Origin of the sequence: Aerococcus loyolae (assembly GCF_002871915.2) — a bacterium.
Lineage (GTDB): Bacteria > Bacillota > Bacilli > Lactobacillales > Aerococcaceae > Aerococcus > Aerococcus loyolae.
In genome coordinates, this window is sequence record NZ_CP126958.1 from 74,352 (window position 1) to 87,327 (window position 12,976).

At 46.5% G+C, this 12,976-nt stretch carries 9 protein-coding genes; 6 read left to right on the top strand and 3 right to left on the bottom strand.

Annotated features, from left to right (window positions below; genetic code table 11):
* Nucleotides 1-171 precede the first annotated feature (171 nt).
* Entirely contained in the window at nucleotides 172-945 is a 774-nt protein-coding gene (pgeF, locus tag CJ190_RS00345; protein WP_064292688.1) for a peptidoglycan editing factor PgeF, read from the bottom strand.
* A 401-nt stretch (nucleotides 946-1,346) separates the two neighbouring features.
* Between pgeF and CJ190_RS00350 the strand changes: the two genes are divergently transcribed.
* A complete protein-coding gene (locus CJ190_RS00350; RefSeq protein WP_070598021.1) occupies nucleotides 1,347-4,271 on the top strand; it encodes an insulinase family protein in 2,925 nt (974 codons plus the stop codon).
* A gap of 218 nt (nucleotides 4,272-4,489) precedes the next feature.
* Here CJ190_RS00350 and CJ190_RS00355 read toward each other — a convergent pair whose 3' ends face one another.
* Nucleotides 4,490-4,675 (bottom strand): hypothetical protein, encoded by a 186-nt coding sequence (locus tag CJ190_RS00355; RefSeq protein WP_064292690.1) that lies wholly within the window; start codon nucleotides 4,673-4,675, stop codon nucleotides 4,490-4,492.
* 167 nt (nucleotides 4,676-4,842) lie between these two features.
* Between CJ190_RS00355 and CJ190_RS00360 the strand changes: the two genes are divergently transcribed.
* The 3 genes from CJ190_RS00360 to CJ190_RS00370 all read left to right on the top strand — a co-directional run bounded on the left by CJ190_RS00360 (nucleotide 4,843) and on the right by CJ190_RS00370 (nucleotide 8,019).
* Nucleotides 4,843-5,352 (top strand): dCTP deaminase/dUTPase family protein, encoded by a 510-nt coding sequence (locus tag CJ190_RS00360; RefSeq protein WP_064292706.1) that lies wholly within the window; start codon nucleotides 4,843-4,845, stop codon nucleotides 5,350-5,352.
* 19 nt (nucleotides 5,353-5,371) lie between these two features.
* Nucleotides 5,372-6,760 (top strand): DNA repair protein RadA, encoded by a 1,389-nt coding sequence (gene radA / locus CJ190_RS00365; protein ID WP_064292691.1) that lies wholly within the window; start codon nucleotides 5,372-5,374, stop codon nucleotides 6,758-6,760.
* A gap of 86 nt (nucleotides 6,761-6,846) precedes the next feature.
* A complete protein-coding gene (locus tag CJ190_RS00370) occupies nucleotides 6,847-8,019 on the top strand; it encodes a PIN/TRAM domain-containing protein (RefSeq protein WP_064292692.1) in 1,173 nt (390 codons plus the stop codon).
* 107 nt (nucleotides 8,020-8,126) lie between these two features.
* Here the strand turns inward: CJ190_RS00370 and CJ190_RS00375 are convergent, their stop codons facing one another.
* Nucleotides 8,127-8,942: a Cof-type HAD-IIB family hydrolase gene (locus CJ190_RS00375; protein WP_064292693.1), complete on the bottom strand. Its 816-nt coding sequence runs from the start codon at nucleotides 8,940-8,942 to the stop codon at nucleotides 8,127-8,129.
* A gap of 166 nt (nucleotides 8,943-9,108) precedes the next feature.
* Between CJ190_RS00375 and CJ190_RS00380 the strand changes: the two genes are divergently transcribed.
* Both CJ190_RS00380 and CJ190_RS00385 read left to right on the top strand, forming a co-directional pair.
* Nucleotides 9,109-9,810 (top strand): ABC transporter ATP-binding protein, encoded by a 702-nt coding sequence (locus CJ190_RS00380; RefSeq protein WP_064292694.1) that lies wholly within the window; start codon nucleotides 9,109-9,111, stop codon nucleotides 9,808-9,810.
* Between the two features lie 2 nt (nucleotides 9,811-9,812).
* Nucleotides 9,813-12,635, top strand: coding sequence for an FtsX-like permease family protein (locus tag CJ190_RS00385; RefSeq protein ID WP_064292695.1), 2,823 nt, complete (start codon nucleotides 9,813-9,815; stop codon nucleotides 12,633-12,635).
* Nucleotides 12,636-12,976 lie beyond the last annotated feature (341 nt).

The window sequence follows — 12,976 nt, forward strand, 5'->3', positions numbered from 1 at the left end:
TTTTATTCTGACTTGCTCCAATCATCCAAGTCTAAACGCCTAGTCTCACACCCTGTATGAAGTGGACGTCAGGGCTGACTTTTGGAACAAATTTTAATTAGATGGTTCGTATTTTGAAAAGTGGCCGGGACTTTTGTCCCAGCCTTTTTTCGTTTATTATCAGATTTTTTGTTAATTCACACGGCCCTTTTGCCAGATGAAGCCCATGTGGCGGCCTTTAGTTTGGTTTTGACGGTAGGAGAAGCCTTGGGGGCTGGTATAGGTATCCATGGGGTCCACTTGGATGTTTTCGGGACGGATCCCTAAATGGAGGCATTGATTCCTGACCACGGCCTGGTTATCGATGTGCCACTTGCCGCTGTCCGCTTGGTAGGAGATATTTCCCTTTGAGCCTTCCAGGTCCTTGAATTGAAGGTAAACATCCTCATCGACTTCAAAGTGTTTTTGGCATAAGGCTGGACCAATTTGAACCTGGATAGTTTCTGCTTGGACTTCAGGATGAACGGCAAAGATTTGCGCAAAGGTCACTCGGGTAATGTTTTGGACCGTGCCCCGCCAACCGGAATGGATGACGCCAATGAGGGGAGTCTTTTGGTCGTAGAAGAGAATAGGGACACAGTCAGCGGTGAAAATCCCTAACATGAGCTCCTCATCGAAAGTGTAGAGGGCGTCGGTTTGGGGGATAGCCGTGTCATTGGATAAGGCACCCTTGCCGCCGTCAGCCAGGCTAACTTCGACTGCTCGTTTGGAGTGAGTCTGATGGGCTTGGACAAAGTGGTCGGGACTGACATGGGTCGCTTGGAAAAAGGCTTTCCGGTTAGCCAGGACGGCAGCCAAGTCCTGGTAAGAATGGATCCCCATATTGCCGGCTTCGGGCAGGTCGGAGTCTCTTAAGGTGATCCCCATTTGCAAGTGGGCGTCATTGTGATAGTAGTGAATAGACATCAGGAACACTTCCTTCTATATAATAATGCCAAAGTATCTTGCTTATTATAAGGGGATTTTCTCCCGCCCGCAATCCTTAGGCTCTGTTTATTCAATGATATTGGTGAGCATTCGTTCTGCTTTTGAAATTTAGTCATTAAAAAGCCGTGGCAACGGCTCGAGCTGAGATCTCTCGTCTAGCGAGCTTCAAACGTTTAGTACGGCTAAACCCTACTAAACGTAATTCACATCGCTTGCTTATTCACGGCTAACGACTAATTTCAAAGCGCCACTCATGCTCACCAACAGTAAAAAATAAAAAGTCCCATTTTATACAGTCGCAAGCGATCTGATTTCCTGGATAGTGACCCTAGGAAAAATTTGTTATACTAGTGAAAGATTCTTTAAGAGGAGTGCTTGTTGTGAATAAGGAAAACCATGGTTTTGTTGAAAGTGAAAAAATTGTTTCCAAGGAGCAAGGTGCAATCATCCATCAATTCCGCCATCCGGCTTCAGGCGGCCAAGTGATTTGGATTGAAAATGATGACCCCCACCGGGCCTTTGGGATTGGATTTTTAACCCCAGCTAAGGATTCTACTGGGGTGGCCCATATTGTCGAGCATACGGTCTTGTCTGGTTCGCGGAAGTATCCAGTCAAAGACCCCTTCATGTACATGCTCAAAAGCTCCATGAATACTTTTTTAAATGCCATGACTTATAAGGACATGACCCTCTTTCCAATTTCATCCATGAATGAGATTGACTTTGAGAACTTAATGTCGATTTATTTGGATGCGGTCTTTTTCCCGCGGATGTACGAAGAAGAGAATATCTTCCGCCAAGAAGGCTATCATAAGGAGCTCCACAATCCAGATGATCCCATCACCATTACCGGGGTGGTCTACAATGAAATGCGGGGCGTTTATTCTGATGCGGACGCAGAAGTCTGCCAACAAATTGATGCCAACTTCCATCCCAATACGAGTGTGGCTTATGAATCGGGCGGTTATCCCTATGATATTCCTAAGCTCACTTACCAGGACTTTCTTGCCTTCCATAAGAAACATTACCGGCCGGATAATGCCTTGGTGGTTGTCTATGGCGATGTCAATATCGACCGAGTTCTGGACCAGTTAGATAGTGAGTACTTCTCACACTTCGAGCCTAGTGATGACCAGATCCAATTAGAATTAGCTGACCTTCCCGAAGGCGACCGGCGAATGACCCTTTATTTTGATGCTGATGACAAGCAAGAAGCTGAGGGGCTAGCCTACCTATCCTACAATATTCCTTTTTCAAAAAATCAGACGGTTGAAGATGGCTTCTTGTATGGGATTATCATGAATGCCCTAGCTAACGGCGAGTCCAGCCCCCTCCATAAGGCCCTGGTTGAGGGCGGCTACTGCCAAGATGTGTCGGTCTATAGCTCAGGAACCTATTACAATGACTTTTCCCTGGTCTTAGAAAAGGTTGCTCCTGACCAGGTTGATACCATTATTGAAGTGATTGAAAAGACCTTAAAGAAAATCGCCGACCAGGGTCTAGACCGTGACTTGGTCAAGGCCTGTCTCAACCAAACCGAGCTCCAGCTCCGGGAAAAGGGCGGATCTTCACGGGGAGTCAAGACCTTTATCCAATTAATGTCAGCTTGGCGCTATCTGGACCGGCCCGTCGAGGTCCTGTCCTATGAGCAAATTCTTAGTCACTTGGACCAAGTTCTCTCATCTGCTCAGCTGGAAGACTTGATCCGAGACCGTCTGGTTGACTTCAGCTCGCGCTTGGTCATTGTCCACCTGCCTAAGCAGGGTTACCACCAAGCCAAAGACCAAGACTTGGCCCAAAGTCTGGCCCAAGAGAAGGCCCAAGCTAGTGACAGTGAGATTGAGGCTTTGATTCAAGAAAATGCTGATTTGAAGGCTTACCAAGAAGCCCCCGATAGTCCAGCAGCCCAAGCCAGCCTACCGCAACTGACCCTGGCTGATATTGAAGCAGAAATTACCGATGCTAGTGAAGAAGAGATCACTGACCCAACCTTGGGCAAGATCCTCTACCATCCCCAAGCCGCTAGCCAAGGAATTGCCTATTTTAATTTCAGTTTTTCAGCCAACCATTTAACCAGTGACCAGCTCTTTTTATTGAAGACCTGGACCATTCTCCTAGGGACCTTGGGAACGGCTTCCTATACTTATGATCAAATTGAAGTCAAATTAATCCAGTTAACGGCTGGTTTAACCACCCGGCCAAAAATTTATCTGGATAGCCAAGAGCCGGGCCACTTTAACTTGCAGGTCCAAGCCAGCTTTGCGGCCATGGCGGATAAGAGCCAAGCTGCCCTGGACTTAGTCAAAGAGATCATAACCAGGACTCGCTTTGAAGACCGTAAACGGATTAAGAATATCCTTGACCGGGTCAAATACCAAATGGAGCAGCAATTTGACCAAGCCGGCCATCAATTAGCCATGGGGCTACTCAAAGCCCAATATTCGCCGGCCCAAGCCACTAGTCAAGCCCTGGGCGGTTTAGACTACTATGACCAATTAGCTGATTTCTTGGCTGACTTTGACCAGGCTCTCCCAGGTCTCCTTGAAGACTTGACCCACTTCCATGAACAAGTGCTGTCTTCAAATACGGCAACCGTCGCAGTGACAGCCAGTCCAGCTGATAGAGACCGCTTGATCGACCAAGTCCACGACTTTTTAGCCGATTTGCCAAAAAGCGACTATGCCGGACTAGACCATATGAAAAATCCCGCTCCCTTACATGAAGCGGGGAATATTGGCCTAATGTCCAATAGTAATGTCCAATATGTGGTCCAAGGTGGCCCCCTAAATGTAAAGGCCAGCCAAAGAGGGCAACTCCCAGTCTTTACTAATATTATGAGTAATGAAATCCTCCATGAAAAAATCCGGGCCCAAGCGGGAGCTTATGGGGCGGGGCTTTCTATGAGTCCTGCTGGTGGAGTCTTAGCCTATTCCTACCGCGACCCCCATTTGAAACAAAGTCTAGCCGTCTACCAAAATATGGACCAATCCTTTAAGGATTTAGACTTAACCTCCGACTTTGTCGAGCAGCGGATTATTGGTTCCCTGACCCATTATCAGTACCCACTGACCCCTAAAGAAGTCAATGCGATCAAATTAAAACGCTACTTCTGTAAGCAGAGTCGGGCCGACTTAGACCAGGAATTCTCTGACCTCATCCATGCCCAGCAGGAAGACTTACTGGCGCTTAATGAGACTGTCAGTCAAGTGATGGAAGACGCTAAAATTGTAGTTTATGGCAACCGCGATAAGTTGCAAGCCAACCAAGAGCTCTTTGACCAATTAAGAGAATTAAAGCGGGATTAGTCCCCATTAGCTGAGGACCTAGTCTCCCAGTGAGCTTAGGATTTAATACCTAGGCTCGCTTTTTATCTTTTACTGTTTATGGCAGATAACTATTTATAAAATTATATTCATATATTAGCTAGTTATGAGCAGTAGTGGCGCTTTGAAATAGGTTGTTAGCCATGGCTTTCTAACGATCTAATTTCAAAAGCAGAACGAATGCTCATTAATATGATTTTTTAATTCAACCCCAGATATTGGCCGAAGGAAGCAGCAATAATGGCCAGACCGATAAAGACCCAAAAGGAAATTTTTAAATAATAGTCGAGCTTTTCCTTACCAGGAACCCGGGTTTTGAAGAGCCGGTAGAGGGCAATGGCGAAGGCAATTAAGCCAAAAATGAGGGCAACAGTATAACGATTCATAGTAAACTCCTTTGTAAGTGATCCAGTCGATCTATTTCTTAATCATTGTAAGGGAAAAAATCCCCTAGGCAAAGAAGGATAAAATTTGTTTAAGGCTTTGGCTTTTGTTTTGGGAAGCGGTCCTTCCATTATATAATGAATAAAAGAAGCGGAGCGTGAAGAAAGTAATGGCAAAAAGAGGATTTGAAATTGTCAGTTCCTACCAAGATCAAGGTATACACCTACCCCAAAGGCAAACTACTTCTGCGGCTGGCTATGACATTGAGGCCGCTGAGCGGGTGGTTTTACCTTCCTTTTGGTCGGCGGCTGTCAAAGCGGCAGGGGGACAAGGAAAAGGCGATTTAGCGAAGATTACCCAACCTAGCCTGGTTCCGACCGGGCTCAAGGCTTATATGCCTCACGATGAATACCTGCAAATTATTTCCCGGTCCAGTAACCCTTGGAAACGTAACCTCACCTTACCTAATGGGGTGGGGATTATTGATAGTGACTACTATAATAATGCCAATAATGAAGGCCATATCTATGTTCAACTGCTCAATTTTGGCTTGGAAGATGTGGTGATTGAGAAGGGCGAGCGGATTGCCCAGGGGATTTTTACCCCCTACCTGAAGACTGACCAAGATAGTGGTGGTTTGAAGGAGCGGAGTGGTGGTTTTGGAAGTTCCGGACAATAAGAGAAAGTAGAGGGAAGGAATGGCTAAAAAGAAGCGAAAAACTGTCTACACTTGCCAGGCTTGTGGCTATGAATCACCTCAGTGGTATGGGAAATGTCCCCAATGCGGAGCTTGGAATACTCTGGAAGAGGAAGTGATTGCGGGGAAGCCCATCCGCCAAGCTGGGACAGAGGTCAATCAGAAAAAAGCCAAGCCTGAACGCCTCAAGGAAGTCAGCCAGGCGGAAGAAAAACGGGTAAAGACTGGCTTAGGCGAGTTCAACCGGGTCCTCGGTGGCGGGGTAGTCCCTGGGTCTTTGGTCCTGATTGGTGGGGATCCCGGCATTGGGAAGTCAACCCTGCTCCTCCAGGTGGCCAAGCAATTAAGTGATAATGGTAGCCGGGTCCTCTATGTTTCCGGTGAAGAAAGTCTACATCAAATCAAGATGCGGGCTGACCGTCTAGGCTACCAGGATGCGGACTTTTTTGTTTATGCGGAAACCGACCTCTTGGCCATTGAAGCGGCGATTTCTGATACCCAGGCGGATTTTGTGGTGATTGATTCCATTCAAACCATGGTCCATCCCAATAATGAATCCTTAGCCGGTAGTGTCAGTCAGGTCAGAGAAGCGACCGGGGAACTCATGCATATCGCCAAAAGCTCTGGAATCGCCATCTTTGTGGTCGGCCATGTGACCAAGGAAGGTAATATTGCCGGACCGCGGATTCTCGAACACATGGTGGACACAGTCTTGTACTTGGAAGGGGAGAAGCATAACACCTTCCGAATCCTAAGAGCGGTCAAAAACCGTTTTGGGTCGACCAATGAAATCGGAGTTTTTGACATGAAAAGTCAGGGCCTGGAAGAGGTCACCAACCCTAGCCAGCTCTTTTTAGAAGAACGGCTCATGGGAGCCAATGGGTCGGCAGTGGTTGCTTCCATGGAAGGAACGCGTCCGATTCTAACCGAAATCCAAGCCCTCTTGTCGGCTACAGCCTTTGGGAATGCCCGCCGTACCGCCAGTGGTTTGGACTATTCCCGGGTGACCCTCATTATGGCGGTTTTAGAGAAGCGGGCCCATCTCATGCTGCAGAACCAAGATGCCTACCTTAAGTCAACTGGTGGGGTCAAACTCGATGAACCGGCCATTGACCTAGCTATTGCTGTAGCTGTGGCTTCCAGTTACTGGGAGAAGGAAACCCAGGCCAGCGATTGCTTTGTGGGTGAGATTGGCCTGACCGGTGAAATTCGTCGGATTTCCCGGATTAATGAACGGATCCAAGAAGCGGAAAAATTAGGTTTTAAACGGATCTTTATCCCCTATGGGAACCTGCAAGGCCTGGCGACCGATAGTCAAGACATTGAAATTATTGGTGCCAAGACCCTGACTCAAGTTCTCAAAGAAGTCTTTCTCCCTCAGGGAAGATAGGGAGTATAATTAACTAACACTTAAAAGATATATTGTGTATAATGTAATAGAAAATAAAATAAAAACCACTGAAAGGGGGTGACAAGATGAAACGATTAGATGTATGGGCCAAGATTATTGATTTTCTGTGGTTATTAGTGGGGGCAGGCTTTGGTTACTATCTCCTCCCCATCTTATGGCGGTGGACCAATTTATCCCACACCTTTATTAATCAAGCGTGGATTAATATCATCATTGGAGCACTTATTTTTCTAATTCTTATTAAATTATTAGAACCGCTTGAAAAGAAACTGGTCAGACGTTTAGAGAAGGAGATTCGCGATCTACCGATCAGCAATATCCTCATCGCTCTCTTAGGAATTGTTATGGGGCTGATTCTGGCTTGGTTGATTAATATTCCTTTGATTGCCTTGGATATTTACTTTATCAGTAATGTCTTGCCGGTCGTTCTGACCATTCTCTTTGCTTTTTTAGGGTATTTTGTCCTCTGGGTGAAGAGTGATGAGATATTGGCCTTCTTCCGTAATATTCGTATCAGTAATTTACGGGACCGTGTCCAAGACAAGGAGACCGCTAGTGATGAAGAGGAGGCTAAAAGTAGTCCCAGCCCAGCCAAGTCCGATAAGGAGTCGGGGCAAGAGAGCGAAGTTTGGGAAAACTTCAAACCCTATAAGATATTGGATACCAGTGTTATTATTGATGGCCGGATCCTGGATGTCTTAAAGACTGGGATTATCGAAGGGACGATTTTAGTGCCCAACTTTGTCCTCAAGGAACTTCAGTACATTGCCGATTCTTCCGATGCCTCTAAGCGGGTCCGGGGACGGCGGGGCTTAGATGTCTTAAACGCTATCCAAGCCTTAGATAACTTGCCGGTGGAATTTTATGCGGGCGACTTTGAAGAAGAGGAAGAAGTGGATTTGAAGTTGCTGCTACTGGCTAAGGAAGTGAATGGGGTGGTGGTGACCAACGACTATAATCTCAACAAGGTCAGCCACTTCCATCAAATTAAGGTCCTTAACTTAAATGAATTAGCTAACGCCATGAAGACCGTGGTTATTCCTGGCGACCGCATGCAAGTCCATATCATTAAAAAGGGGACCGAACGCCAACAAGGGGTCGGTTACTTGGATGATGGCACTATGATTGTGGTGGAAGAAGGACGCTTGCATATGGATGAAGAGCTTGAGGTCGAAGTGACCAGTGCTATTCAAACCAATGCTGGAAAGATGATTTTTGCCAAATTAGCCGATGACTAAAAGTAAAAAATGCCCAAGCCTATTCTGTGGAAGCGGGTCAAAGCAGTTGATAAATCTTTCAACAGCTTGCTGACCGCTATAGAATGAGCTGGGCATTTTTTGATGGCTTAAGCTTGTTTAGCTTGGAGGACTTGGTCCATGACCTGGATCACTCCCTGATCATTGTTAGACGGGGCTAGGTATTTGGCAACGGCCTTGATATCGTCATGGGCGTTGGCAACGGCATAACTGTATGCGGCCACTTCTAGCATGGGGATATCGTTGTAATTATCACCAATGGCAAGCATTTTTTGAGGAGAAATTCCCTCGGCTTGGCCCAGATGGCTTATGCCTTGGCCCTTATCGACGCCAGGAGCGGTGATATCAATCCAGTCCCAGCCGGAGACAGCAACCGAGAAGTCATTTCCAAATTTTGGAGCATAGTCTTGGTCATGGTGGGCCTTACTATCATTATTAGGCAGGTAGATAGTGAATTTGTTGGCCGGAAGGTCCAGTTGGGTCAAGTCATCCACATAATTCAGTTGGTAGTAGTAATAGCGCAAGGCCTCATCATAAATCTTGGCTTCCTTAGCCACATAGGCCCCGTCTAAGCCACACAAGACCCCGATGTTATTAGGGATGTCTTCGGCAAAGCGAGCCATGGCTTGGTAGTCCTTAGGGTCGATTAATTCCTGGTAGAGGGGGCGGTCTTGGTAGCTGACATAACCGCCGTTATCAGAGATAAAGGTGATTTGGTCCTCTAGGTGAGGAAACATAGCTTTTAAGGTATAATTGGGGCGTCCACTAGCAATAGCGACTAAGACATCGACTTGGGCGAGGTCTTTCACCAGGCTGTCAAAGCGGTCGGGAAGCTCGCCACTATCGGTAATCAGGGTCTTATCCATATCGATAGCAATGAGGCGGACATTTTCTAAGTTGGGCATGTAAAAATCTCCTCTTCTTTATTCGATTGATTTAGTTTTACTCTATCATAATCTCCATAGGGAGGCTATTTTCAGTGAACAATATCGGTTGCTTTTTTGTCCCTTTCGTGAGAAATTAGTATAATTATATTAATAAGAAGTATTTTGTACAAAAAGGGTGGTCAACTTGTCTTATATTAAACTAAAAGATGTTTGCAAGAGCTATGGCCAAGGCAATAGCCAAGTGATTGCGAACGATAATGTCTCCTTCACCATTGAAGAAGGCGAATTTGTGGTGATTTTGGGACCTTCAGGAGCCGGGAAGTCAACCGTTTTAAATATTTTAGGCGGTATGGACCAGGCAAGTAGTGGTGAAATCTGGGTAGCCGGTAAAAATATTGCCAACTTTAATGAACGTGAACTCACCGCTTATCGCCGCGATAATGTGGGTTTTGTTTTTCAATTTTATAATCTTATTCCTAACCTTACCGCTAAGGAAAATGTGGAAATGGCTGAGCAGATTGCCGACCAGTCCTTTACCGCTAGTGAAGTCTTAAAGGAAGTGAACTTGGCAGACCGAGAAAATAACTTCCCCGCCCAACTCTCTGGTGGGGAACAGCAACGGGTATCGATTGCTCGGGCTATTGCCAAAAATCCCAAGCTCCTACTCTGCGATGAACCTACCGGGGCCTTGGACAATGACACCGGCCAACAAGTGCTCAAGCTCCTACAAAAACAGTCAGTAGACAATGGCACCACAGTTGTGGTCATTACCCACAACCAAAACATTGCCGCCATGGCTGACCGGGTGATCCGGATTAAGAACGGCCAGGTGGAATCCAACGTTACTCAGGATGACCCTAAGCAAGTCGAAGAGATTGAGTGGTAAGCATGAAGAAAACAGCTTTATGGAAGAACGCTTGGCGCGAAATTAGAAATTCCTGGGCCCGTTTTTTAGCCCTCTTTGGCATTATCTTATTAGGAACGGGTTTCTTTGTGGGGATCCGAGCCGCGGCGCCAAATATGTTGAATACTTCCAACCAATACTATGACGATTATTATTTAGAAGACCTTTCCCTCCAATCGACCTGGGGAATTCGCCCCGAAGACCTGGATGCTTTAGATACAGTGGATGGGATCGATAGCTTGTCTTATAAGACCGTCGACCGCCAGTCAGAAAACTCGGAACTGCTCTACCGGATCTTTCCTAACTTCAATGCCTTAGATGCAGAAGTCAATCATTTTAAAGTGAGGGAAGGTCGCCTACCGGAAAATGACCAAGAGATTGCTCTTGACCATATGTTAATTGCTGAAAACCAGGTAGATATTGCCATTGGGGACACCATTACTTTCAACCAAGCCGGCAAGACAGAGGATGACAAGGCTCCCAAGCTCAAGCAGGATAGCTTTACCGTGGTGGGCTTTGTCGACTCTCCCATGTATATTGATAAGTTAATCCGGGGACAAACCAGTATCGGCGATGGGGCTTTGGATGCCTTTGCGGTAGTGAGTCCGGATGCCTTTGAAGGCGAATATGATTCAGCCGTTTCCATCCGTATCCCCGAGGCTCGTCAATATCACGGCTATAGTGATGACTATGACCACCTGGTTGCCGATAAAAAAGCGGAGGTTGAGTCCGCCCTTGAAGACCGGCCTAATCACTTACTTGATCAAGCCAAAAGTGATGGCCAAGAAGCCCTTGATGAGGGCCGTAAACAGCTCAACCAGGCGCAAGATGACCTAAACAGTAAAAAGAGTGAACTTGACCAGGCCAAGTCGGCTTTAGACCAAGCCCAAGGGCGTTTGGACCAAGAGGTTCAAGGGATCAAGAGTCAACTACCCGCTGGAATGAGCCTAGAGGAAGCTGGTTTGGGGCAGCTTGCTGGCCAATTCCAAGCCAACCAAGACCGCCTCAACCAGGAAAAAGATAAAGTTTCCCAAGGCCAAGAGCAAATGCAGTCAGCTAAGGAAGAAATTGACCAAAAAACTAGAGACCTCGACGAACAAGCTAAGCAGTTAGAAGAACTCAAAGCCCCCACTTACCTGGTCAATGACCGCAGTGCCTTATCAGGAATTAGTGAATACGGGGATAATGCTGAGCGGATTTCTGCCATCGCCCAAGTCTTCCCTTGGATCTTCTTCTTGGTGGCTGCCCTGGTATCCTACACCTCCATGTCAAGAATGGTGGACGAGCAACGCTCACAAGTGGGGACCATGAAGGCAATTGGTTACGGGTCAGGAGACATTGCTATGCAGTTCCTCCTCTATGCCAGTTTAGCCAGTCTCTTAGGCACCGTGATCGGGGTAGGGATTGGTAATTTCCTCTTCCCTAATATTATCTATAATGCTTACCGGATGATGTACACCCTGCCGGATATCCAATACGGTTTCTACCTGAAAGATATCCTCCTAGCCCTGGGCATAGCTCTCTTAACCACAGTGGGACCGGCCATCTTTACCACCAGCCACTTGCTCCAAGAGAATGCCGCCCAATTGATGCGGCCTAAACCGCCTAAGCAAGGGGAACATATCCTCCTAGAGAAATGGCGCTGGTTCTGGAGTCACCTCAACTTCTCGATGAAGATTACCCTCCGTAACCTGTTCCGTTATAAGGGTCGGAACTTGATGACTGTCATTGGGGTGGCTGGGAGTACCGCCTTGGTATTGACTGGTTTCGGGATTTCTGACTCGATTTCTGGCCTGGCTGACCGCCAATATACTGTGATTGAGTCCTATGATGTCGTGGCCCAATACGCTAATGACTTGAATGCCGAGGATAACCAAGCCGTCCGGGAAGCGGTGGAAGCTACCGATGGCGTCGACCAGGTCCTCCATTCCTATACGACCAATCTGGAAACCACTGATCCTAATGTTAATACCCAAACTGTCCGCCTCCGGGTCTTTAACTCTGACAGTCCCTACCATGACTTTTATGCTTTCAATGCCGTGGATGACCCGGAAAAAGCTTATAATTTAAAGGATAATGAGGCTCTCATAAGCCAGAAATTGGCCCGCTTACTGGGCCTTTCTGAAGGGGATACGATTGAGCTGGCCAATGAATCCGGGCAAAAGATTAGCTTGCCGGTCGGAGGGATTGTAGAATCTTATATCTTCCATGATTGCTTTATTAATGAGAATACTTATAAGAATCTGATTGCCAAGGACTTGCCGGCGCCTAATATGGGACAAATCCAATTAAGCCAGTCAGCCAGTGAAGGGCAGGTCTTAGAAGACTTACAAAACACCGACCATGTCCTGGCTGCCTACGCTAGTCAAAGCCTCCGTGATGCCTTTAATGACACCATTGAAAGCTTAAATGTGGTGACTTTAATTCTTATTATTGCCGCCGCCCTACTCGCCTTTATTGTGCTCTATAGTTTAACCAATATTAACGTGTCTGAACGGATTCGGGAACTATCTACCATCAAGGTCCTTGGTGCCTATCCTAATGAAGTGACCATGTATATCTTTAGGGAGACCCTCTTGCTCACTACAGCAGGCATTCTCATTGGCCTCTTGATGGGCTACGGTCTGACAGGATATATCTTAAAAACCGTAGAAGTAGATAATTTAATCTTCCCACATACCATCCACTGGACCTCCTACCTCTATTCCATTGCCCTAACCTATCTCTTTACCCTGATAGTCATGGGAATCATGCATGTCAAACTCAAACACGTCGACATGGTAGAAGCCCTAAAAGGCGTGGAATAAGAGAGTGTGACGAGTGCACCAAAGATCGATAACACTGGAACTAAAGAACAAAAATTCTTGAAAAGAATTTCTTGTACTTTAGTGAAGTGGAGATCGATCTGCACCCGGAACACGTTTAGTAAGGATGTGAGGATGCCGTCAGAGACTTGAATCGGAGGAAGGAAATACCATAAGCACAGAAGACTGTGCGTTGGAATTTTCTGAAGCGACTTCAAGGCTGGCGTCCGAACTCAACTAGAGAGTGTGACAGTCACACCTTAAGAGCTGAGATTTTTGTCTTGGCTCTTTTTTTGCCTAATTTTTAAGGCATAAAATATTATTGACAGGGATAGATAAATAAA